Origin of the sequence: Luteibacter sp. 9135, assembly GCF_000745005.1 — a bacterium.
Lineage (GTDB): Bacteria > Pseudomonadota > Gammaproteobacteria > Xanthomonadales > Rhodanobacteraceae > Luteibacter.
Map to the genome: position 1 here is coordinate 904,198 of NZ_JQNB01000001.1, position 22,560 is coordinate 926,757.

18 protein-coding genes are annotated in these 22,560 nt (G+C 68.1%); 9 read left to right on the forward strand and 9 right to left on the reverse strand.

The annotated features are described in order from the left end of the window. Position 1 precedes the first annotated feature (1 nt). Positions 2-1,759: an alpha-glucosidase gene (locus tag FA89_RS04080; protein WP_036138461.1), complete on the forward strand. Its 1,758-nt coding sequence runs from the start codon at positions 2-4 to the stop codon at positions 1,757-1,759. Positions 1,760-1,781: 22 nt separating this feature from the next. On the opposite strand, the gene mgrA is transcribed toward FA89_RS04080, so the two are convergent. Beyond that, entirely contained in the window at positions 1,782-2,813 is a 1,032-nt protein-coding gene (gene mgrA / locus FA89_RS04085; RefSeq protein WP_036138463.1) for an L-glyceraldehyde 3-phosphate reductase, read from the reverse strand. Between the two features lie 121 nt (positions 2,814-2,934). On the opposite strand from mgrA, the gene FA89_RS04090 reads away from it, so the two are divergent. The 4 genes from FA89_RS04090 (at position 2,935) to FA89_RS04105 (ending at position 7,910) form a co-directional block, all read left to right on the forward strand. Next, positions 2,935-3,945: a FecCD family ABC transporter permease gene (locus FA89_RS04090; RefSeq protein WP_036138465.1), complete on the forward strand. Its 1,011-nt coding sequence runs from the start codon at positions 2,935-2,937 to the stop codon at positions 3,943-3,945. Further along, positions 3,942-4,730: an ABC transporter ATP-binding protein gene (locus FA89_RS04095; protein ID WP_051938510.1), complete on the forward strand. Its 789-nt coding sequence runs from the start codon at positions 3,942-3,944 to the stop codon at positions 4,728-4,730. Before FA89_RS04090 ends, FA89_RS04095 begins: the two co-directional genes overlap by 4 nt. Beyond that, on the forward strand, positions 4,727-5,593 hold the full coding sequence (locus FA89_RS04100) for a cobalamin-binding protein (RefSeq protein WP_036138467.1): 867 nt from the start codon (positions 4,727-4,729) through the stop codon (positions 5,591-5,593). Before FA89_RS04095 ends, FA89_RS04100 begins: the two co-directional genes overlap by 4 nt. Positions 5,594-5,678: 85 nt before the next feature. Then, entirely contained in the window at positions 5,679-7,910 is a 2,232-nt protein-coding gene (locus tag FA89_RS04105) for a response regulator (RefSeq protein ID WP_051938511.1), read from the forward strand. Positions 7,911-7,931: 21 nt separating this feature from the next. Here FA89_RS04105 and FA89_RS04110 read toward each other — a convergent pair whose 3' ends face one another. Next, on the reverse strand, positions 7,932-9,848 hold the full coding sequence (locus tag FA89_RS04110; protein ID WP_036138469.1) for an LTA synthase family protein: 1,917 nt from the start codon (positions 9,846-9,848) through the stop codon (positions 7,932-7,934). A 134-nt stretch (positions 9,849-9,982) separates the two neighbouring features. Between FA89_RS04110 and FA89_RS04115 the strand changes: the two genes are divergently transcribed. Continuing rightward, positions 9,983-10,606 (forward strand): YrbL family protein, encoded by a 624-nt coding sequence (locus FA89_RS04115; protein WP_036138472.1) that lies wholly within the window; start codon positions 9,983-9,985, stop codon positions 10,604-10,606. 36 nt (positions 10,607-10,642) lie between these two features. Here the strand turns inward: FA89_RS04115 and FA89_RS04120 are convergent, their stop codons facing one another. Then, positions 10,643-12,355 (reverse strand): ArnT family glycosyltransferase, encoded by a 1,713-nt coding sequence (locus tag FA89_RS04120; RefSeq protein ID WP_240003848.1) that lies wholly within the window; start codon positions 12,353-12,355, stop codon positions 10,643-10,645. Between the two features lie 194 nt (positions 12,356-12,549). Between FA89_RS04120 and FA89_RS04125 the strand changes: the two genes are divergently transcribed. From FA89_RS04125 to FA89_RS04135, 3 genes are read left to right on the forward strand one after another with little or no spacing between them, the layout of a single operon-like run. Continuing rightward, entirely contained in the window at positions 12,550-13,089 is a 540-nt protein-coding gene (locus FA89_RS04125) for an RNA polymerase sigma factor (protein ID WP_036138475.1), read from the forward strand. After that, a complete protein-coding gene (locus FA89_RS04130; RefSeq protein WP_051938512.1) occupies positions 13,089-14,102 on the forward strand; it encodes a FecR family protein in 1,014 nt (337 codons plus the stop codon). Before FA89_RS04125 ends, FA89_RS04130 begins: the two co-directional genes overlap by 1 nt. Positions 14,103-14,155: 53 nt before the next feature. Further along, complete coding sequence (locus FA89_RS04135; RefSeq protein WP_036138477.1) at positions 14,156-16,609, forward strand: TonB-dependent siderophore receptor; 2,454 nt, start codon at positions 14,156-14,158, stop codon at positions 16,607-16,609. Here the strand turns inward: FA89_RS04135 and FA89_RS04140 are convergent. The 6 genes from FA89_RS04140 to cyoA all read right to left on the reverse strand — a co-directional run bounded on the left by FA89_RS04140 (position 16,606) and on the right by cyoA (position 22,526). Next, positions 16,606-17,538 (reverse strand): DUF535 family protein, encoded by a 933-nt coding sequence (locus FA89_RS04140; RefSeq protein ID WP_051938513.1) that lies wholly within the window; start codon positions 17,536-17,538, stop codon positions 16,606-16,608. The genes FA89_RS04135 and FA89_RS04140 overlap by 4 nt on opposite strands. Positions 17,539-17,609: 71 nt before the next feature. After that, positions 17,610-18,392, reverse strand: coding sequence for an SURF1 family protein (locus tag FA89_RS04145; protein WP_051938514.1), 783 nt, complete (start codon positions 18,390-18,392; stop codon positions 17,610-17,612). Continuing rightward, a complete protein-coding gene (cyoD, locus tag FA89_RS04150) occupies positions 18,389-18,796 on the reverse strand; it encodes a cytochrome o ubiquinol oxidase subunit IV (RefSeq protein ID WP_036138480.1) in 408 nt (135 codons plus the stop codon). Before cyoD ends, FA89_RS04145 begins: the two co-directional genes overlap by 4 nt. Next, positions 18,793-19,419 carry a cytochrome o ubiquinol oxidase subunit III gene (cyoC, locus tag FA89_RS04155; RefSeq protein WP_221174353.1) on the reverse strand — a complete coding sequence of 209 codons (627 nt, stop codon included), beginning with the start codon at positions 19,417-19,419 and terminating at the stop codon, positions 18,793-18,795. The genes cyoD and cyoC overlap by 4 nt, the downstream gene beginning before the upstream one ends. A gap of 1 nt (position 19,420) precedes the next feature. Then, positions 19,421-21,394, reverse strand: coding sequence for a cytochrome o ubiquinol oxidase subunit I (gene cyoB / locus FA89_RS04160; RefSeq protein WP_221174354.1), 1,974 nt, complete (start codon positions 21,392-21,394; stop codon positions 19,421-19,423). 70 nt (positions 21,395-21,464) lie between these two features. Beyond that, a complete protein-coding gene (cyoA, locus tag FA89_RS04165) occupies positions 21,465-22,526 on the reverse strand; it encodes a ubiquinol oxidase subunit II (protein WP_221174277.1) in 1,062 nt (353 codons plus the stop codon). Positions 22,527-22,560 lie beyond the last annotated feature (34 nt).

Here is a 22,560-nt window from a genome sequence, read left to right on the forward strand (position 1 = left end):
GATGGGGATGGTTCGCCGACTGGCAGGCATGGCGTGCGTGGTGTGGCTCGGCTCCGCGGCGATCGCCGCCCCGGCGCCCCCCGGCACCGGCACCGCCGCCGCACCCTGGTGGCAACATGCCCTGGTCTACGAGATCTACCCGCGCAGCTTCGGCGACAGCAACGGCGATGGCGTGGGCGACCTGAACGGCATCACCGCCCACCTCGACGATCTGCAGAAGCTGGGCGTCGATACCCTCTGGATCGCGCCGATGTACCCCTCGCCACAGGCGGACTTCGGCTACGACATCGCCGATTACGAAGCGATCGACCCGCAGTACGGCAACATGGCCGACTTCGACCGGCTGCAGGCGGAAGCGAAGAAGCGCCATCTCCACGTCGTGCTCGATATGGTGATGAACCACACCTCGGACAAACACACCTGGTTCCTGGCCTCGGCGGCGTCGCGCGACAACCCCAAGGCCGACTGGTACGTATGGAACGACGGCATCGATGCCGCCGGCGCCACGCTGTCCGCCGTGCAGAAACGCAACATCCACGACGGCAAGGCACCGCCGAACAACTGGGAGTCGGTGTTCGGCGGCTCGGCCTGGCAGTGGGTGCCCGCGCGCAAGCAGTTCTACTACCACCGCTTCTACGTGCAGCAGCCGGACCTCAACTGGCGCAACCCGGCGGTGGAGAAAGCCATGTTCGGCGCGATACGGTTCTGGCTGGATCGCGGCGTGGACGGCTTCCGGCTGGATGCGATCTCCACGCTGTTCGAAGATCCCCGCCTGCGCAACGATCCCATCCGCTCCGGCACCAATGCGCAGGGCGAGCCCAACCTGCAATCGCTGTACAGCGACAAGCTGCCCGAAGTGCACGGCGTGATGCGCCGGTTACGCGCCATGGTCGATGCCTACCCCGGCCAGCGTGTGCTGATCGGGGAAACCTACGAGCCCGACATCGCCCAGCTGGATGCGTGGTACGGCACGAAAGACGCCCCCGAACTGCACCTGCCCATGAATCTGCAGCTGGGCTTCGGCTGGCAGGCCAGCTTCGACGCGCGCTGGTTCCGCACGCGCCTGCAGGAATCGCAGCAGGTGCACGGGCAGCCGCTGCTGGTGGTGGACAACCACGACAACCCGCGCTCCATCGACCGCTTCGGCGACGGCCAGCACGATGTCGCCCGCGCCAAGGTGGTGGCGGCCGCCTTGCTGACCTCGCGTGCCGTGGCCCTTACGTATTACGGCGCGCCCATCGGCATGACCACCGCCACGCCCACCCGCGTGGAAGACGTGCGCGACCCCGTCGGCATCACGGGCTGGCCGAAGGACAAGGGCCGCGATGGCGAACGCACGCCGATGCAGTGGACGGCAGGGCCGCAAGCCGGATTTTCGACCAACCCGCACACCTGGCTGCCGGTCAATCCCAACCACGTCACGATCAACGTGGCGGACGAATCGGCACGGCCGGACTCGCTGCTCAGCTGGCACCGCCAGCTGATCGCCCTGCGTCGTGACAACCCCGCGCTGCGCGACGGCGCCATGCGCTTCCTCGATACCGACAACCCCGACGTGTTGGTCTATCGCCGCGACGGCGGCGACCGCCCGGTGCTGGTGATGCTCAACTTCAGCGGCAAGGCGCAACCGCTGGCGAAGGGCCTGATGCCGGGCAAGGTCAGGACGCTGGCCGGCAGCGACGCATCCCTGCCGGCCACGGCCACGCTGGAGGGGGCACGCTTGCCCGCCTATGCCGCGTGGGTCGTCACGCCCGACTGAGCGCGGCGACCACGCTGGCCGGTTATAGCTGCGCCGATTCCTTCCACAGGTCGGTGCCGCCGTCGCTGGCGTGCCGGTCGATCTCGGCCAGCTCGGCGTCGCTGAAGTCCAGGCGCTTCACGGCGTCCAGCGAGTTGTCCAGTTGCGCCACCGTGCGCGCGCCGATCAGCGACGAGGTGACCCGCGGATCGCGCAGCGTCCAGGCGATCGCCATCTGGGCCAGGGTCTGGCCGCGACCCTGGGCAATGACGTTCAGGGCGCGGATGCGTTCCAGGTTGGTGGCGTTGAGTTGCTCCTTGCCGAGCGAGCCCTCGCGTGTGGCGCGTGCGTCGGCGGGGACGCCGTCCAGATACTTGGAGGTGAGCAGGCCCTGCGCCAGCGGCGAGAAGGCGATGCAGCCGGTGCCCAGGTCGTGCAGCGTGTCCAGCAGGCCATCCTCGATCCAGCGGTTGAACATCGAGTAGTTGGGCTGGTGGATGAACAGCGGCACGCGCTCGTCGGCCAGGATGGCGGCGGCCTTGCGCGTCAGTTCCGGGGAATAGCTGGAGATACCCACGTACAGGGCCTTGCCCTGGCGGTGCAGGTGCGCCAGCGCGCCCATGGTTTCCTCCAGCGGCGTGCTGGCATCGACGCGGTGCGAGTAGAAGATATCGACGTAATCCAGCCCCATGCGCCGCAGCGACTGGTCGCAGCTGGCAATGAGGTATTTGCGGCTGCCGCCGATGCCACCGTACGGGCCGGGCCACATGTCCCAGCCCGCCTTCGACGAGATGACCAGCTCGTCGCGATACGGCGCGAAGTCGCTGGCCATAATGCGGCCGAAGTTCTCTTCGGCCGAACCGTACGGCGGGCCGTAGTTGTTGGCCAGGTCGAAATGGGTGACGCCGCGGTCGAACGCGCGTCGCAGGTTGGCACGGCCGGTCTCGAACACGTCGGCACCGCCGAAGTTCTGCCACAGGCCCAGCGAGATCGCCGGCAGGTCGATGCCGCTGCGACCGCAGCGGCGATAAGGCATGAGGTCGTCGTAACGATCGGCGGCGGCTTGGTAGGGCATGACGGGGCTCCGGTTCACGTACGAAAAGAGGAATGGTAAGCCATGCGTGCGTGAATCCTTTATCCTGCCAAGCCGCTACGGGAGCCGGGTGCAGGTGCCAAGCAAGGGCAGGACAACGCGGATGCCGCGCACGGCCACGTTCGCCTCGGCCATGAGGCTCTGGTCGGGCATGCTGCTGGCGTCGCTGGCGGTGCTTCTGGTTTCCGTGCTGCTGGGCGGGGCGGAGTCCACCGTGGCCGCCTCGTGGCAGGCGCTGTGGCACGACGGGGATACGCCGATGCACGCCATCGTGTGGGAGCTGCGCATTCCGCGCTCCCTTGCCGCTTACGGCGTGGGCGGGCTGCTGGCGCTGTCCGGCTGCCTCATGCAGATCCTGGTGCGCAATCCGCTGGCCGATCCGTACACGCTGGGGTTGTCCGGCGGCGCGTCCGTCGGCGCGCTGGGTGCGATGCTGGCCGGCGCGGGTGCCGTCGTCACGACGCTGGGGGCCGCCGCCGGCGCGCTGGTCGCCTGTGTCGCCGTGTTCGTGCTGGCCCATCGCGACCTGCTGTCGCGACAGCGCGCCGCGCACCGGGAGGACGCCACCGACCTGATCCTGATCGGCGTGATGCTGGGCGCCGGGTTCGGCGCCGTGGTCAGCATGATGCTGGTGCTGGCGCCGGACCGGAACCTTCGCGGCATGCTGTTCTGGATGATGGGCGACCTGAGCGCCGTGGCCGATCCGTGGGTGCCCATCGCCAGCCTGCTCGCCGGCGTGCTGCTGATGGCACCGCTGGGCCGGCCGCTGAACCTGCTGCTGCGCGGCGAGGAATCCGCCAGCGCGCTGGGAGTGCGGCCGCCGCTGGTGAAGGCGGCGATCTTCCTCGTCGCCTCGCTGGCCACGGCCGTGGCCGTGACCACGGCGGGCACCGTCGGCTTCGTCGGGCTGGTGGTGCCGCACGCGCTGCGGCGCCTGGTCGGCAACGACCAGCGCGTACTGATGCCCGCCTGCGCGCTGGGCGGCGGCATCGTAGTGGTGGTGGCGGACGTGCTGGCACGCATCGTTGCCGAGCCCATCCAGTTGCCGGTGGGTGCGGTGATGGCGGTGATCGGCGTGCCCACCTTCATGGTGTTGCTGGTGGGCCGCCGATGAGCCATCGCCTGGTCGCCGCGGCCCTCGGCCTGACCATGGGCGGGCGGGAACTGGTCGGCTCCCTCGACATGACCGTCGATGCCGGCCAGGTATGGTGCGTGCTCGGCCCCAACGGCGCCGGCAAGTCCACCCTCCTGCGCACGCTGGCGGGATTGCGCCCGGCGGATCGCGGTCGCGTGTCGCTGGACGATCGCGACATCGCTGCCTGGCGGCCACTGGACCTCGCGCGCCGACGCGGCTTCCTGCCCCAGGCCGTGGTGGATGCCTTTTCCCTCTCGGTGATGGAGGCGGTGGTATCGGCGCGCCACCCACGGCTGTCGTTCTGGGCCTGGGGCGACGACGACGCCGGGCCGGCGCGGCAGGCGCTGGAAACGTTCGCGCTGCAGCCGCTGGCCGACCGCGACGTCACCACGCTGTCCGGCGGCGAGCGCCAGCGGGTGAACATCGCCACGCTGTTCGCGCAGGACGTGGACATCATGCTGCTGGACGAACCGCTGTCGTCGCTCGATCTTCACCACCAGATGAAGGCCTTGCACGAACTGATGCGCGTGGCGCGCGTGCACGGCACGTCCGTCGTCTACACCGTGCACGACATCAACCTGGCCTACCAGCACGCCACGCACGCCGTGCTGCTGGACGGCCGCGGCGGCGCGCTGGCCGGGCCACGTGATGCGGTCATCACCAGCACCCACCTGTCCGCCGCCTTCCACCATCCGATCCATGGCGTGACGCTCGGCGACGAGCTGTTCTTCCGCGCCGAACGCCTCGACGGTAACGCCCCATGATCCGTATCTGCCTCCTGCTGGCGCTGCTGTTCGCGCTTCCCGCCGCCGCCTCGGTGAGCGTCACCGACGACGCGGGCCACCGCGTGACGCTGGCGCAGCCGGCGCATCGCATCGTCAGCCTGGCGCCCAACATCACCGACGCGTTATTCGCCGCCGGCGCCGGGGACTACGTGGTCGGCACCTCGCGCTTCAGCGAGCACCCGGCGGCGGCGAAGCACATCCCGGTGGTGGGCGATGCCACGATGCTGGACCTGGAACGCATCGTGGCGTTGAAGCCCGACCTGATCGTGGTGTGGCGCAACGGCACACCGGCTGCGCAGGTAGACAAGCTGACCCGCCTGGGCATTCCGGTGTTCTTCGCCGAGACGACACGGCTGGCCGACGTGGCCGATGCCACCCGTCGCTTCGGCGTGCTGGCCGGCACGACCGCGGTGGCGGGGCGCAACGCGGATGCCTTCGACGCGCGCCTGGCCGCGCTGCGCGCGAGCTACGCCGGCAAGACGAAGATCAGCGTGTTCTATCAGGTATGGGACAGGCCCCTGATGACGATCGGGCATGCCCAGATCGTCGACGATGCGATCACCCTGTGCGGTGGTCGAAACCTCTTCGCCGACCTGACCCAGGCGGCGCCTACCGTGAGCCGCGAAGCCGTGCTGGCCCGCGATCCGGAGGTGATCCTCGCCGGCACCGAGGCGGCGGAGTCGCTGGCCGCCTGGCGGAAAACGCCGTTCCTCGCCGCCGTGAAACACGGCAACGTGGTCGTCCTGGATGCACCCACCCTCGTCCTGCCGTCGCCGTCCATCCTGCCCGGCGTGGAAACGCTGTGCCGGGTGCTTGACCAGGCCCGTGGTCGCGCGCACTGACGCCCCTCTCATGACCTTGCGGTCGCCATCACATCGGTCTTCCTAGACTTGCTCTCGACCGCCCCGCAGACGGAATGTGACGTCTATGTCCCCTAACCCCGACGATTCTCTTTCCGATCGATCATGGCTGGACGACGGCGGCGAATTGGGTGCGCTCATCCGTGCGTTCGACTGGTCGGGCACCGCGCTGGGCCCCCTCGCCGAGTGGCCGCAGAGCTTGCGCACGGCCACCGGCTTGCTGTTGCGCTCGCCCGTGCCCATCGTGCTGTTGTGGGGCGAGCGGGGCTACATGATCTACAACGATGCCTACTCCCTGTTCGCCGGCAAGCGTCATCCCGACCTGCTCGGCTCCGAGGTGCGCGAGGGGTGGAGTGAAGTCGCCGATTTCAACGACAACGTGATGCGTGTCGGCCTGGCCGGCGGCACGCTGGCCTACAAGGACCAGGAGCTCACGCTGCACCGCCACGGCCGGCCCGAGCCGGTGTGGATGAACCTGGATTACTCGCCGGTGATCGATGAATCCGGCCAGCCGGCCGGCGTCATCGCCATCGTGGTGGAAACCTCCGAGCGCGTGCGGGCGGAACAGTCGATCCGTGCGAACGAGGCACGCCTGCGGTTCCTGGACACGCTGCGCGAATCCACGGCCCGCTACACGGACGCGGATGCCCTGCTGGCCACCACGACGCGCATGCTGGGCAAGTACCTCGGCGTGTCCATCTGCGCCTATGCCGACATGGATGACGACGAGAACGCCTTCACCATCCGTGGCGACTGGGCCGCACCGGGATCGCAAAGCATCGTGGGGCGATACAAGCTCACCGATTTCGGGCGCCTTGCCGTCACGCGGCTCACCGCGGGCGAGGCGTTCGTGCTCAACGACAGCCATGCCGAACTGTCGGCTGAGGAAGCCGAGGCTTTCGGCGCCCTCGGTGCCGCGGCCACGGTATGCATGCCGCTGATACGCAGCGGCCGGTTGACCGCGCTGATGGCGATCCACCAGCGCGAGCCGCGGGTCTGGCAGCCCGACGACATGGCCCTGCTGACCGAAGTGGTGGAGCGTTCCTGGGCGCACATCGAGCGCGTACGCGCCGAGGCGGCCGTGCGCGATGGCGAGCGGCGCTTCCGCGAATCGCTGGAGGAAAAGGTGCGAGAACGCACCGCGGCACTGATGCAGGCCGAACAGGCCCTGATGCAGGCGCAAAAGATGGAAGCGCTGGGCAACCTCACCGGCGGCATCGCGCACGACTTCAACAACCTGCTGATGGCCGTGCAGGGCAGCCTCGAGCTGCTACGCGAGCGCATGCCCCCCGATCCCCTGCTGTTGCGCCTGGTCGACAATGCGCGCAGCGGCGCCGAACGCGGCGCGGTACTGACGCGACGGATGCTGGCTTTCGCCCGGCGGCAGGAGCTGGCCTCCGAGCGCGTCGACGTACGCCACCTGGTCGAGGGCATGACCGAACTGATGCAGCGCGCCCTGGGCAGCACCGTGATCGTCGAGACGCGCTTCGGCGCGCAACCGGCGGTAGTGGACGCGGACGTGAACCAGCTGGAATCGGCCCTGCTCAACCTGGCGGTGAATGCACGCGATGCCATGGACGGCGTGGGCACCATCACCATCGCCACCGACGAGGTGCAGGTACCCGCCGACGATGGCGCGCTGGCGGCGGGGCGTTACGTCCGCCTCTCCATGACCGACTCCGGTTCGGGCATGAACGAGGCGACCCTGAAGCGGGCGACCGAGCCGTTCTTCACCACCAAGGGCGTGGGCAAGGGGACGGGGCTGGGCCTGTCGATGGTGCACGGCCTGGCCGAGCAACTGGGCGGCACCCTGATCCTGTCCAGCCGTCCCGATGTCGGCACCACGGCGGAAATCTGGCTACCGGCAGTGGATGCGCAGACGCCTGTCGCCACGTCGGGCCGGGCGATCGAACCGGTGCCCGCGGTCGCCGCGACAGCTCCGGACGAGGCCCGGGTGATCCTTGCCGTGGACGACGACGACCTGGTGCGCGCGACGACGATCGAGATGCTGGAAGCCATGGGCTATCGCGTGCTGGCGGCGCGCTCCGGTGCCGAAGCCCTACGGCTGCTCGAACGCACACGGGTGCATCTCGTGGTCACCGACCATGCCATGCCGCAGATGACCGGTACGCAGCTGGCGCAGCGCGTGCGCGAGGTCGACCCGACCCTGCCCGTGGTGCTGGTGACCGGCTACGCGGACATCGCCGGCGGCGCCGCCGACGACCTGCCCCGCCTGGCCAAGCCGTTCACGTACGCGGCGCTCACCGAGACGGTGGCGCGGGCCTTGCCGCGGGCCTGAGCACCGCGGCATCCACACGCCCTACTTTTCCTTCGGCGGCAGCCGGTACCGCTGCTTGCTGTAGGCCCAGCTGGGCCACAGCGCATGGGCAAGGGCCGTCTTCTCGAGCAACGGGTCCACCGCTTCCGGCTCCAGCTTCTCGCCGTCGGCCGAGTACTCATGATCCAGCAGGTAGTGATACTGGGTCGGCGCCTGGTTGGGCCGCAGCACGATCAGCTGGTCGCCCTTGAGGTAACCGTAGTTGTCGCCGTACTGCATGATCGCGCGGTCCGGATAGCGCTGTGTCAGGTCCGCGCCCAGCATGGGGTGCTCGCTGCGGATGCCGATCAGCGACAGCAGCGTAGGCGCCAGGTCCACCTGGCTGACGATGTGCTCGTCTTTCTTCACCGGCACGCCCGCGCCCAGGATCAGTGCCGGGATATGGAAATGACGGACCGGCACCAGGCTGGCACCGAACACGCGGGCATCGTGGTCGGCGACGATCAGGAACACCGTGTGGTTCCAGTACAGCGACTGCTTGGCGCGCTCGAAGAAACGCCCGATCGACCAGTCGGCGTAACGCACGGCGTTCGCGTTGCTGGCCGGATCGCCCTCGGGCGTGATGCGGCCCGACGGGTATTCCCACGGCGTGTGATTGGACACGGAGAAGGCCACGGTCAAGGTGGGTTTTTCACCGTCGTCCAGCAGCCGCTGGTGCAGCTCGTTGAACATGTCCTCGTCGGACGCGCCCCACGAACCGACGAACGCGGGCTTGGTCTTGAAGGTGGCGCTGTCCACCACCTCGTTGAAGCCGTTGCCGTAGAAGAACGAGCGCATATTGTCGAAGTGGGCTTCACCGCCGTAGAGGAAGCGCGTGTGGTAGCCGAAGGTATCCAGCAAGGCGCCGAGGGTGAAGAAGTCGCGCTGGCTGCGTGGCAGTTTCAGCACCGCCTCCGCCGGCGTGGGCATGAAACCCGTGGTGACCGCCTCCAGGCCGCGCGCGCTGCGCGTGCCGGTGGCGTAGGTGCGCTCCAGCCACCAGCCCTCGTTGGACAGTTTATCCAGCTCCGGGGTGTAGCCCGCGCCGCCCAGGCTGCCGACGAACTGCGCGCCCAGGCTTTCTTCCAGGATGATCACCAGGTTGAGCGGCTTGTCGCCCTGCCGCGTCGGCTCCTGGCGGTGCAGGCTGGGGTATTGCGGGTCGAGCGGCGCGCCGTCCAGGCCGGCGGCACGGCGCACGATGGCGTTCATCTCGTCATCCGGCATCTTGCCGTACACGGCCGACGCCGAGCGCTCGTTGCCCAGGGCCAGGGCGGCGTTGAGCACGTTGTAGAGCGAATTCAGCGGCAGCGTGTTGACCATCGCGTCGTTGGTGAAGGCCACCTGCGACGCGTTCAGTGGACGATGCTGCAAGGTGCCGCGCGCGGCCAGGAACAGCACGGCGAAGGTGAGCACCGTGGCCACCGGGCGCATCCATCCGCGTACGGGCCGGCGATCGGGCTGGCGGGTGGGCAACAGGCGGAAGCCGATCCAGGCGATCAGCGCGAAGGCGATCAGGCCCAGGCCCACCGACAGCTTGTAGCCGTTCCACAGCATGGCCGCGACTTCATGCGGGCTGGTGAGGTATTCGAAATAGAGCCGGTTGGGCCGCGTGTCGTATTCGACGATGAACTGCGGCGTGGACACTTCCAGCAGCGCATAGAGCAGCCACCACAGGCGCAGCCACCAGGCCGCGATGCGCGTGGGCCAGCGCCGGTGGCCCAGCCACGGCGAGAACAGCGCCGGCAGGGCCACCACCATCGCCAGCAGCGAAAGGTCGATGCGCCAGCCGCCCAGCAGCACGGGCCACAGGCCACCGGCATCGTGGACGCGGGTCCACTGCCAGGCGGAAAGTGCGACGCGCGAGAGCGTCAGGAAAACGAGGACGGCGGCGATGAAACGCCAGGTGAGCTTGCGCACGATGGAGGTCCGGAGCAGGCGCGGCGGGTCGCCACGCGTGTGAAAATGCCAGGTTACAGGCGCATGACTTTACACTGTGCGCCCGACGAACGACTTACGGCCGGCTTTCGGCCCGCCGCACGAGGATCTTTGCGATGTTCAGACTGGCCGAGGCGACGCCGATCGCCACCGGGCACGTGCGCGAGGTGTACCAGCATCCCGACCGACCCGACCTGCTGATCAAGGTGATCTCGGGTGCGTCCATCGAGGAGCGCTGGAACGCCGCCCCGTGGTATCGCCGGCTGGCCCGCAGCGGCCCGTACAAGGATTTCGTGCGCGAGTTCCGCGAGTACGTCACCGCCATCCATACCGGCGGCTACGACAGCGTGCCGATCGCCCGCGTGGTCGGCCTCGAGATGACGGACATCGGGCTGGGCCAGGTGGTCGAGAAGGTGCGCGGTCCCGATGGCGGCCTGGCCATCACGCTGCACGACTGGGTCAAGGCCGAAGGTTTCACCGCCACCACCCAGGCCGAGCTGGAGGCATTCCACGCGCGCCTGCTCGCGCACAATGTCATCGCCGCCGACCTGCACGCCTGGAACGTGGTCTACGGCGAGGATTCGCGCGGTGGTGGCCCGCGGCTGGTGATGATCGACGGCTTCGGCGAGAAGAACATCATCCCCCACTGCTCGATGAGCCGCGCGCACAACGCGTCGCGCACCACGAAGAAATACGAGCGGATGCTGAAACGCACGCGCGCCGAGGCACCTTCCCGCTGACACGCGCGCTCTGCCGGGGTACTGCGCCGCCCTTGCTTAAGGTTGCGGCGTGCAGCCCGGCCGGGACGCCGAGGACGGCAACAGGAAATAATCCAGGTGGTTGGCCGTGCCCAGCCGTTGCGGCTGGCCGCTCACCACGCAGCCGTCCAGTGCCTCGTCGGTCGCCAGCAGCCAGCGGTGTGCCGGGTCCTGCGCCTGCCACGCACGGGCGTCGGCCAGCTGCGCGGGGGCGCTGCGACTGAACCCGAACTCCTTCACCGGGCGCACGGCCTGCAACAGGTTTTCCTCCCGCCAAAGCACCAAGCCCAGCTGGCCGTCCGGGCCGATCGCCTGGTCGGCCCGCTGCATCACCTGCCGGGCCGATTCGTTGTCGTTGAGCGCCGGGTAGGTCATCAGCGGCCAGGCGATCCAGCCGGCCGCCATGCCGGCCAGCAGGGCGAGCACGCCCCGGCGCGACCGCCCGACGGCGGCGCAGACGAAAAACAGCGCCCCGATGACGACCAGCGCGATCCACAGCACCTGCCCGCCATCGGCCAGTTCATAGCGCGCCGCCATTTTCTGCGCGGCACGGGGATGGGCCAGCAGCGCCCACAGGCCCACGCCGCCGAACACCAGCCCGCAGGCGACGGTGACAGCGAGCGCCAGCCGTTGCAGCCAGCGCGCCTTGAGCAGGTCCTGCAAGTAGGGCGCCATGGCCAGCGCCAGCATCGGCAGCGCGGGCAGGATGTAGATCGCCCGCTTGCCGCGGGGGATGGAGAAGAACACCAGGATCAGCAGGCAGGACACCAGCGGCATCCACACGCGCGGCTCGCGCAGGCGCAGCGCCTCGCGCCAGCGCGGCAGCATGAGCGGAACCAACAGCCACACCGGCAGCCAGTCCTGCGCGATGACGCCGAGGAAGAACCACGGCGCCTCGGCGTGCTGCCAGGAATTGGCGTAGCGCTCCGCGGTCTGCCGGAACAGGATGTCCTGCACATAGGCCAGGTATTCGGGCGTGCGCAGCCCGTAGGCAGCCACCAGCATCGGCGCGAGCCACAACGATATCGCCAGCAGGAAGGCCAACGCACCGCCGGCCCAGCGCCAGCCATCGCCCTGCGTACGGGTGATGCCGGGCCACTGGCGGACGCGCATGACCACGTACGGCAGCAGCATCAGCAGGGCGACGATGCCCACGCCCTTGGTGATGACGCCCAGGCCGGCGGCGAAGCAGCCCAGCCAGTACATCCGCCAGTCCGGGCCGCGCAGGCAGTGCACGAGAATGCCGACGTTGCCGGCAGTGATCCAGAACAACGACAACGGATCGATCTGCGCGTGCCGGATCACGTCGATGAACTGCATCGTCGCGAGCACGAGGATGGCCGCGTACAGGCCGGTGCGGCCGTTCCACAGGCGACGCCCGGCATATCCCACGAGCGCCAGCGTGCCCAGGCCGGACAGCAGCGAGGTCAGCAGGAAGGCGCCACGCCAGCCGCCGGTCAGCCACATCCACGCGGCTTCGGTCCACATCAGCATCGGCGGTTTGTCGGAATACAGCTCGGCGCCACGATGAGGGAACAGCCACTGGCCGGATTCGAGCATTTGCCGGGCCACCAGCGCGAAGCGCGGTTCGTCCGGCGGCCAGGGGTCGCGCAGGCCGATGCCCGCCGCCAGCACGGCCAGGGCGATGAGCATGAACCAGGCGAAGTCGCGGCGGGATCGGTCGTCGTTCGAGTGCATGAAAAGCGCGGGCTGGCCGGAGTCGGCGGCCATCGTAGCCGACCTTCCCCGGCCCGCGCTGACGAATGGCTTACCGCTGCGGGGTGGATTGCATTTCAATTTTTTGCGGCCCGCACGTCTAGGGTGTTCGCCGGTGCGGAAATCGGCGCTCGTTCCTGCCCGTACGGGCGTCGATTTCCCACCGTGCGACCATAGATTCCCGTCCCATGAATGCGGTCAGACAACCCATGGATCGATCCGAGGCGGGCGCCTCACCCGGCGGGACGCGTGCCGCGCAGGTGGTCGGCCTGTTCCGCGAGCACAATGCCGCCCTGGTGGCCTTCCTGCGGGCCCGGCTGAATTCGCTGGCCGATGCCCAGGAAGTGGCCCAGGAGGTCTACCTGAAGCTGCTGGCGCTGGACCCCGCCACGACGATCGATTCGCCCCGCGCCTTCCTGTTTCGCGCGGCCGCCAACCTGGCCGTGGACCGCCTGCGCATGCGTAACGTCCGTGCGCTGGCGCCGGTCGACCCGGATGCCGACGACTGGCACGTCACACCGATTCCCGAACAGCACGCCGCGGCGCTCGAGCAATGGCGCGACCTGCGCCGGGCGCTCGACGAACTGCCGCCGAAGACCCGCCGCGCCTTCGTCATGCACGTCATCGACGGGCGCGCGTTTGCGGATGTGGCCAGGGACATGAAACTCAGCGAGCGCATGGTGCGCTACCACGTCGGCAACGCCCTGTCGCATTGCCGTGAACGCCGCGATCGCGCGGAGAATCCTTGATGACCGCCATGCCCAGCGCCGATCACTCGCTCGAACACCGCGCCGCCGACTGGTGGGTGCGCCTGCGCGCCGCCGATCTCCCGGAGCGCATCCTGCTGGAATGGAGCGACTGGCTGGAGGCCGACCCACGCCACGCCGAGGCCTTCGCGCGTGTCTCGGCACTGGCCGAGGAGGTCGGCGGCATGCCGCCGTCGATGCGGGAGCGTTTCGTCCAGCGGTATGCACCGGCGGCGCCGCCGCGCTCCCGGCATGCACGCTTCGTCCGCGTGGCGGCGGCCCTGGCCGCCCTGGTCGTGCTCGGTGCCGGAGCCTTCCTCCTGTGGCGGCCCCTGCCCGACGTGTCCGCCGGGCACTATGCCAGCGAGCGCGCCGGCCACCGCGACATCGCCCTGCCCGACGGCTCCCGTATCGAGATGGGCGGGGCCACGTCGGTCACGGCACGCTACGGTCGCGACGAGCGCGCCATCGACCTGGACGCCGGTGAAGCTTTCTTCCAGGTAACCCACGCCGAACGCCCCTTCGTGGTCAATGCGGGCCCGCTGCGCATCCGCGACCTGGGCACGGCATTCAACGTGCGGCGTACGGGCGACCGCGTGACGGTCGCGGTCACCGAGGGACGCGTCCGCGTGTCGCCCTCCGCGACGCACGACGAGGATGGCACCGTGGAACTGGGCGCCGGACGCGAAGTCTCGTTCGATCCCGCGACCCAGGCCATGCGCATCGTCGATGTCGATCCCGCCACGGCCACCGCCTGGCGCGCGCACCGGCTGGCGTTCGTCGACGAACCACTGTCCTCGGTGGTGGACAACATCAACCGCTACAGCGCACGCCCCATCCACATCGCGGACCCGGCGCTGGGCAGGCTGACGTTTACCGGCACGGTGCAGGTCGATACCATCGACAGCTGGGTATCGGCGCTGCCGCGCGTGTTTCCGCTGCGTGTGGATACCTACGCCGACCGGCTCGAACTCACCCGTCAGACCGCCATGACGCGGGGTACGCAGCCGCGCTGACCATTCGCCCGGGGCCGCAGGTGTTGCAGTATTCGCTTCGCGGGCGCCGGCGCATGCTTACCGGCGCGCTCGCGCTGACACTCGCCGTCCGCGCCGCGCAAGCCATGGGCGCCCCTGCCGGGGCGTCCGCAGGAGCGACGCTGCCGTTCGCCATCGCGCCGCAACCGCTGACCACGGCGCTGCTGGCGTGGGGCAGGCAAGCCAACGTGCAGGTGCTGACCGCCTCCGGCTCGATCGCCAGCTGGCGATCCGCCGGTGCACAGGGAATGCTCACCCCGGATGCCGCTCTCGACCAGCTGCTGCGGGGCACCGACCTCGAGCGCGAGTCCTACGATGCCAGCACGGTGGTGGTGCGCCAGCGCCAGCAAGCCGGCAACGCGACACCGGCACCCGCCGATCCGGCGGTGGCGTTCGATCCGGGCGCCGTGGTGCCGCTGGCCACGGTGGACGTGCAGGGCCTGGTGCAGGACGTCGGCTTCAAGGCCGACACCACCCGCAGCGCCACGCGCAACGACGCGCACCTGATGGACGTGCCGCAGTCGATTTCCGTGGTGACCCGCGATGCGATTGCGTCACAGCAGGCGGTGGGGATCGGCGACGTGGCGCGCTATGTCGCCGGCGTGCAATACGTGGACGGCTACGGCGGCGCGCCGCTGTTTCTCATCCGTGGTTTCGACGCCGGGCACGGCATGACCGACGGCATGCCCAACGGCATCGCGCGCACGGAAGACCTGCCGCCGCTGATCGGCATCGAGCGCGTGGAAGTGCTGCGCGGACCCGAGGCCATCCTGGGCGACGCGTCGCGGAACAACAACTTCGGCGGCTCGATCAACGTGGTGATGAAGCGGCCCCAGGCGGAGCCGGTGCGCACGCTCACCTATTCTGCGGGCCGCTACGACGGCGGCCGGCTGGGCGTGGACCTGGCCGGCACCGCATCCACCGATGGCTCGGTCACTTACCGCGTGGTGGCTGCGGGACAACGCGGCCAGACCACACCCCGTGGCGACGGTGGCGGTCGCGGCGCCTACCTCGCACCGTCGCTCGCATGGGCCGATGAGCGTACCCGCGTGATGGGCGGCGTGGAGTTCGTCGACAACCGCGTGCCCGGCCCGGAGCACACCGTGCTGCTGGGTCCGTCGTTGTCCGCGGCGTCGCCCTACCGCTCCGTCCCTGGCACGCCGGGCGACACGTCGACGTATCGCACCGGCCGCGCGGTGTTCGAGCTCGACCATGCGTTCGACGACTGGACCCTGCACAGCCAGGGCCAGTACGTGCGCCAGCGCAGCAACGGCAACAGCTGGTCGTACGTGTCGAGCGAGTTCGGCACCCGCGATGCCGTGCTCTCACCGGTGGCACGCACCTTCCGCTACACGGGCACCTACTGGACCTGGCAGAACGACCTCACCCGCCGCTTCGGGCAGGGTGACGTGACACACACCGTGTTGCTAGGCTTCGACCTGGCCCGCACCCATGCGGGTGACGGCGGCAGCGGCAGCACCACCCAGACCGATGGCAGCGACAGCGAGACGGTCGGCGACCGCGAGGCATTCGTCGCCACGCGGCCACTGGCCTACGACCTGCGCACCGGCACGGCATTTTCCGCGCGGTTCAACGCCTTGCTGGCGCCCGTGAGCACCACCGTGCAGACCCTGGGCGGATCGTGGCAGACCAACGCCGGCGCCTACCTGCAGGACCAGATCGTCATCGGCGACCGCTGGAACGTGCTGGCCGCGTTACGGCGCACCACCTACCGGCTGGAAACGCACTGGACCGACGGCAGCCCGCGCACCCTGCGCAAGGCACGCTGGATTCCGAAGCTGGGCGTGGTCTACAAGCTGTCGCCGGAGGTGGCCCTGTATGCGGACAGCTCCACCGGTTTCCAGCCCGATCCGCTGCTGGGCAAGGACGGCCAGCCGCTGCCCGTGGCCACCTCCCGACAGCTGGAGGCGGGCGGCAAGTTCGAGCTGTTCGACCATCGCGCCCGCCTGACCGCCGCGGTGTATCGCATACGCGTGGACCACAGCGTGGACCTGGTCTCGCCGGAGGCGCCGTTCTTCGCCACGCCCGGCCCCGGCCAGACCAATCGCGGCGTGGAGCTGGAACTGTCCGGCCGCATCGCCGACGGCCTGGACGTCATCGCCAGCGTCACCGAGGCACGCATCCACAACAACGACGATACGCGACCCACCGGCTCGCCACGTCACCAGGCGGCCGTCTGGAGCAGCTACCGCTTCGGCAAGGGCGACATCAAGCCCTGGGGCGTCGCCGCGGGCATCCTGGCGCGAAGCCGCAGCATCGGCCGCACCAGCAACGACGGCCAGTATTTCGGCATTCCCGGGCAGGCCAGCGTGGAAGCGAACGTGTCGCGCTACGGCGAGCACTGGCAGCTGACGCTGGGCGTGAAGAACCTCTTCGCCCGCACGCTGTACGCGGTGAACTTCGACGAGACCTTCGTCCCCATCCGCCAGGGCCGCGTGGTGCTGCTGACCGGTTCGTACGATTTCTAGGCAGCACCCGCCCGGGTGAACGCCTGCAAGGCCGCGGCGCAGGCGTCCTGGCTGAAAGCCGCCCTTGTTTCGCCAACGGCAGCAGGCTCCCTGAGAGGGATGTCATGGCAACCGTCCGCGCCGGGCACGCCACCGTGCCGCCGCCAGAATCGGTCGTAAGCCGCCAACGTCACGCCGTCACGCCGTCCCAGCGGATGGGCCTGGCGCGATACGCCACGCACGCGCTCGATGCCGTAATGGACCGCCAGTGAGCGGATCAGCGCCAGCAGGAGGTCGCGCGGACGCAGACCACCGGTGGCCCGGGTGAACCGGCCTATGGCCTCGCGCCCGAGGTAAGCCCACGAGCCGCGCATGGCCCCGATCAGCAGCCCCTCGACGCCACCGAAGGTGATCGTGCACGACGAAATCACCTCCTTGCCGTCGTTGAGCAGGAACAGGCCCAGTTCGCCCGTGGCGTCGTCTTCGGGGGCGCGCGCATGCAGGTAGGCCACGTTGCCGTCGCCGAGTGGCAGGGTGGCCAGGCGCACGTCGTGTCCGCGCACCAGCCGTTCGCGCAGGCGCTCGGGAAACTCCCGCGCGATGAAGCGGTAATGCGCTTCCACCAGCCGCGCACAGGTGGCGAGGTCGAAGTCACGGGAGATGTAGTGCCGCTGCCAGCGCTCGTAGACCTGGGGATTCAAAGCCGCCGCGGCCCGCAAGGTACGCGAGCGCCCGACCAGGTCCAGCCAGGCGGTCTGGCGACGGAACGCGGCCAGCGAGCGCAACAGGTACGCCAGCCGCGGCTCGGGCGCTGCGCCCTGCCGGCGCAGCGCCGCACGTCGCCGAAGATGGTCCAGGGCCAGCACCAGCGCGGCCCTCGGCCGCCGCGACCCGGCCCGGGCATGGGTGAGGTCGCGCATCGCCTGGGACGGGGGGTAGTGCGTCTGCATCTACCCAAGACGTTCGGCAGGCTTCGGATTGAAATCGCTCGCCGTGCCGTGGGGTATACCCAGGCCGGGGACTAGCGCGAAGCGCGCCTTTTCCGCTCATCCTTCCAAACCACCCAGCCACCGAGCAAGGTCATCAGGGCCAGCCCGTACCAGGTGATCGCGTAGCTGAGGTGGTTGTCCGGGAAGGCGATGACCGTGAGCCCACCCACGGGACCGTCGTTGCCATCGACATGGCCGGGGGACGAGGCGGCATCGGCATCGATGAAGTACGGCGCCGTGTCGCCAAGCGACTTCGCCCGGGCAATGGCGGCCACGTCGCGGGAATACCAGCGATCGCCCGCAGGGTCGTTGTCCTGCAGGAACGCACCCTTCGGCTCGCTGATGCGCAGCAGGCCGGTGATCGTGGTTTCACCGACGGGCCCTGGCATGCAGCTGGCCTTGCCGCCGCACCAGGTGGTGGAGACGAAGCCACGGTTGATGAGGACCACATCGCCGGCAGGCGTGCGCAGCGGCGTCAGCAACCACGAACCCATGCCCAGCTCGGTGCTGGCACGCACGCGCACGCTCTTGTCCTGCAACAGCGTGCCGGTGATCGTCACCCGCCGGTATTCGTCGTCGGCCGTCGTGATCGTGGACCACTGGGGCCGGCCCGGAGCGGCGACGGGCTGCGCATGCACGCGCTGGTCCACGCGGGCGATGAGGTCGTGCTTCCAGGCCCGGCGATGCACCTGCCAGGTGCCCAGGGCCATGAAGCCGGTGAACAGCACGAGGCCGCACAGCGCCAGCAACCCCAGAACGAAGACGCCGCGCGTTCGGCGCGGCGTCTTCGGCGTGGTTGGAACATCCGCGCTCAAGGCAGGTTCTTGACCTGCTGCTCGGTCATGTCGTGGCTCATGCCCGGCATCATGTTCGAGTTGAGGTGGAACATGACCCAGATCGAGCCGGTGAGCGTGATCACCACCAGCACGAGGGTGAAGATCAGCGCCAGCATGTTCCAGCCGCCTTCCGACTTCGTGTTCATGTGCAGGAAGTAGATCATGTGCACCACGATCTGGATGGCGGCGAAGAACATCACCACGATCGCCAGCGTCTGCGCATTCGGGATCACCTTGCCCATCACCAGCCAGAACGGCACCGCGGTGAGGAACACGGCGAGGAAGAACCCCGTCATGTAGCCCCTCAGCGTGCTGTGACTGGCGCCGTCGTCGTGATCGTCGTGGTGGTCATGGTGGTCGTGCGATTCGATGTGCGCGCTCACGGCAGCACTCCCATCAGGTAAACGAAGGTGAAGACGCCGATCCAGACCACGTCGAGGAAGTGCCAGAACATCGACAGGCACATGATGCGACGCTTGTTGGCGGCGGTGAGGCCGAGGCGGCCCACCTGGAACAGCAGCGTGACCAGCCAGATGATGCCGAAGGTCACGTGCAGGCCGTGGGTGCCGACCAGGGTGAAGAACGAGGAAAGGAACGCACTGCGCTGCGGACCGGCACCCTCGTGGATGAGATGAGCGAACTCGTACATCTCGATACCGAGGAACGCCAGGCCGAACAGGCCGGTGATGACCAGCCAGGCCATCATCGTGCCCTTGCGGTTCTTCTGCATCTCCAGCACGGCGAAGCCGTAGGTGATGGAAGAAAGCAGCAGCATCGTCGTGTTGATCGCGACCAGCGGAAGCTCGAACAGGTCGGCACCCGAAGGGCCGCCCGCGTAGCTGCGGCCGAGCACGCCGTACACGGCGAACAGGGTGGCGAAGATGAGGCAATCGCTCATCAGGTAGATCCAGAACCCGAGCAACGTGCCGTTGGCCGGGTGGTGGTCTTCCTTCATCCAGAACTCGAGGTCCTGGCCATCCGCGACGGTGGCGGGCGTAGCGTGCATATCAGACATGGGCGGCAAGCTCTTCCGTGCGGATGGCTTCGGTACGAGCCACTTCGTCGGCGGGGATGTAGTAGTCGCGCTTGTAGTTGAACGTGTGGCCGATCGCGGTGACCAGCAGGCCGAGGAAGGCCAGGCCGGCGACCAGGAACATGTGCCAGATCATGGCGAAGCCCAGCACGAAGGCGAAGCCCGCGATGATGATGCCCGCGCCGGTGTTCTTCGGCATGTGGATGGGCAGGTAGCCTTCCGTGCGGCGCGCGTGGTTACGCTCCTTCATGTCCCACCAGGCATCCGACTCGTGGATGATCGGGGTGAACGCGAAGTTGTAGTCCGGCGGCGGCGACGAGGTGGACCACTCCAGCGTGCGGCCATGCCACGGATCGCCGGTGACGTCGCGCAGCTTCTCGCGGTTGCGGATGCTGACGAAGATCTGCACGAGGAACGAGCCGATGCCCAGGGCGATCAGCACCGCGCCGAACGCGGCCAGGCGGAACCAGATGGCCAGCGACGGGTCCTCGAAGTGGTTGATGCGGCGGGTGACACCCATGAAGCCGAGCACGTACAGCGGCATGAAGGCGAAGTAGAAGCCCACCAGCCAGAACCAGAACGAGCACTTGCCCCAGAACGGGTCGAGACGGAAGCCGAAGGCCTTCGGGAACCAGTAGTTGATCGCCGCGAAGACGCCGAAGACCACACCGCCGATGATCACGTTATGGAAGTGCGCGATAAGGAACAGGCTGTTGTGCAGCAGGAAGTCGGCCGGGGGCACGGCCAGCATGACGCCGGTCATGCCGCCGATGACGAAGGTGACCATGAAGCCCATCGTCCACAGCATCGGCACGTCGAACTGGATGCGGCCACGGTACATCGTGAACAGCCAGTTGAAGATCTTCGCGCCCGTGGGGATCGAGATGATCATCGTGGTGATGCCGAAGAACGAGTTGACGCTGGCGCCGGAGCCCATGGTGAAGAAGTGGTGCAGCCAGACCAGGTACGACAGCACGGTGATCACCACCGTGGCGTAGACCATCGAGGCGTAACCGAACAGGCGCTTGCGGCTGAACGTGGACACGATTTCGGAGAACACGCCGAACACCGGCAGGATCAGGATGTAGACCTCGGGATGGCCCCAGATCCAGATCAGGTTCACGTACATCATGGCGTTGCCGCCGAAGTCGTTCGTGAAGAAGTTGGTACCGATGTAACGATCCAGGGCCAGCAGCACCAGTACGGCCGTTAGCACCGGGAACGCGGCGACGATGAGCACGTTGGTGCACAGCGAGGTCCAGGTGAAGACGGGCATCTTCATCATGGACATGCCGGGCGCACGCATCTTGACGATGGTGGCGATCAGGTTGATGCCGGACAGCGTGGTGCCCACGCCGGCCACCTGCAACGACCATATGTAGTAATCCACCCCGACATCCGGACTGGCCGCGAGGCCGGACAACGGCGGGTAGGCCAGCCAGCCGGTGCGGGCGAACTCGCCGACGAACAGCGACGCCATGACCAGCAGCGCGCCGGACACGGTCATCCAGAAGCTGAAGTTGTTGAGGAACGGGAAGGCGACGTCGCGCGCGCCGATCTGCAGCGGCACCACGTAGTTCATCAGGCCGGTGACCAGCGGCATCGCCACGAAGAAGATCATGATCACGCCGTGGGCGGTGAAGATCTGGTCGTAGTGGTGCGGTGGGAGGAAACCGGGGTTGTCGCCGAAGGCGATCGCCTGCTGGGCGCGCATCATCAGGGCGTCCGCGAAACCACGCAGCAGCATGATGATGCCCAGCACCATGTACATGATGCCGATCTTCTTGTGGTCGATGCTGGTGAACCACTCTTTCCAGAGGTAGCCCCACAACTTGTACTTGGTGATCAGGCCGAGCACCACCAGGCCGCCGAGGGCGACGCCCGCGAACGTGGCGATCAGGATGGGCTCGTGGTACGGGATCGCCTCGATGGTGAGGCGTCCGAAGATCAGTTTGGCTAGATCGGGCATGTTCATTACCGGACTCGCTAAGGCTTGAATCGAAATCAGGCGGCCGCTGTTACAGCGGACGTCCGGCAGGGGAGATCGGCTGGCCGGCGCTGCCGGTGCCGACGCACAGCGCACCCACATAACGGGGGCCGGCGGTATCCAGGCCCACCCGCGCGCGGGTGGCGGCATCCAGCGAGGTGACGTTGTAGGTACCCACCACGCCCTGGCCACCCTGCTTGTCGATCGCCATCATGTCGCTCTGGCACATGCGGTTGGACTCGACGCAGCGGTTGAGGATGGCGTTATAGAGGCTGGGGGCCACGCTGCCGTAGAAATGCACGGGCTCTTTCTCGCTGGGCTGCTCGAGCTTGAGGTAGTCCTCGCGGCTGAGCGTGTCGCCGCTGGCCTTGGCCTTCGCCACCCAGGCGGCGAAATCGGCGTCGGACAGGCTGTGGAAGCGGAAACGCATGTCCGAGAAGCCGGCGCCGCTGTAGTTGGCGGAAATGCCCTCGAAGTCGCCCGTCTTGTTCATGACCGCGTGCAGCTTGGTCTCCATGCCGGGCATGGCGTAGATCATGCCGGCCATGGACGGCACGAAGAAGGCGTTCATCACCGACGATGCCGTGATATGGAACTCGATCGGGCGATCGACCGGGGCGGCCATCTCGTTGACCGTGGCGATGCCCTGCTCCGGGTAGAGGAACAGCCATTTCCAGTCCAGGGCCACCACCTCGACCACCAGCGGCTTCGTGCCCGCCGGGACCGAACGGGAGGCGTCGATCTGGTCGAGCGGACGGTAGGGGTCGAGCTTGTGCGTGCTGGTCCAGGTGATGGCGCCCAGCGCGATGATGATCAGCAGCGGGGCGGACCAGATCAGCAGCTCCAGCACCGTGGAGTGGTTCCAGTCCGGATCGTAGCCGCCGTGATTCTTGTTTTTCTCGCTGTACTTCCAGGCGAACAGGAAGGTCATCACGATGACGGGGATGATGATGATGAGCATCAGCACCACGGAAATCATGATCAGGTCGCGCTGCTGCCTTGCGACGTCGCCCGAGGGGCTGAACAGCACGGCATCGCAGCCCGACAGGAGCAGGGCAAGGGCGGGGATAAGCAATCCGCGCAACATCTTCATGGACATTCGCATGAGGGAGGCAACCGTGGGGACA

Excerpts from the sequence above, each read along its gene's own strand:
- FA89_RS04080 (WP_036138461.1), top strand. The coding sequence starts at position 2 with ATGGGGATGGTTCGCCGACTGGCAGGCATGGCGTGCGTGGTGTGGCTC.
- mgrA (WP_036138463.1), bottom strand. The coding sequence starts at position 2,813 with ATGCCCTACCAAGCCGCCGCCGATCGTTACGACGACCTCATGCCTTAT.
- FA89_RS04090 (WP_036138465.1), top strand. The coding sequence starts at position 2,935 with ATGCCGCGCACGGCCACGTTCGCCTCGGCCATGAGGCTCTGGTCGGGC.
- FA89_RS04095 (WP_051938510.1), top strand. The coding sequence starts at position 3,942 with ATGAGCCATCGCCTGGTCGCCGCGGCCCTCGGCCTGACCATGGGCGGG.
- FA89_RS04100 (WP_036138467.1), top strand. The coding sequence starts at position 4,727 with ATGATCCGTATCTGCCTCCTGCTGGCGCTGCTGTTCGCGCTTCCCGCC.
- FA89_RS04105 (WP_051938511.1), top strand. The coding sequence starts at position 5,679 with ATGTCCCCTAACCCCGACGATTCTCTTTCCGATCGATCATGGCTGGAC.
- FA89_RS04115 (WP_036138472.1), top strand. The coding sequence starts at position 9,983 with ATGTTCAGACTGGCCGAGGCGACGCCGATCGCCACCGGGCACGTGCGC.
- FA89_RS04120 (WP_240003848.1), bottom strand. The coding sequence starts at position 12,355 with ATGGCCGCCGACTCCGGCCAGCCCGCGCTTTTCATGCACTCGAACGAC.
- FA89_RS04125 (WP_036138475.1), top strand. The coding sequence starts at position 12,550 with ATGGATCGATCCGAGGCGGGCGCCTCACCCGGCGGGACGCGTGCCGCG.
- FA89_RS04130 (WP_051938512.1), top strand. The coding sequence starts at position 13,089 with ATGACCGCCATGCCCAGCGCCGATCACTCGCTCGAACACCGCGCCGCC.
- FA89_RS04135 (WP_036138477.1), top strand. The coding sequence starts at position 14,156 with ATGCTTACCGGCGCGCTCGCGCTGACACTCGCCGTCCGCGCCGCGCAA.
- FA89_RS04140 (WP_051938513.1), bottom strand. The coding sequence starts at position 17,538 with ATGCAGACGCACTACCCCCCGTCCCAGGCGATGCGCGACCTCACCCAT.
- cyoC (WP_221174353.1), bottom strand. The coding sequence starts at position 19,419 with ATGCACGCTACGCCCGCCACCGTCGCGGATGGCCAGGACCTCGAGTTC.
- cyoA (WP_221174277.1), bottom strand. The coding sequence starts at position 22,526 with ATGAAGATGTTGCGCGGATTGCTTATCCCCGCCCTTGCCCTGCTCCTG.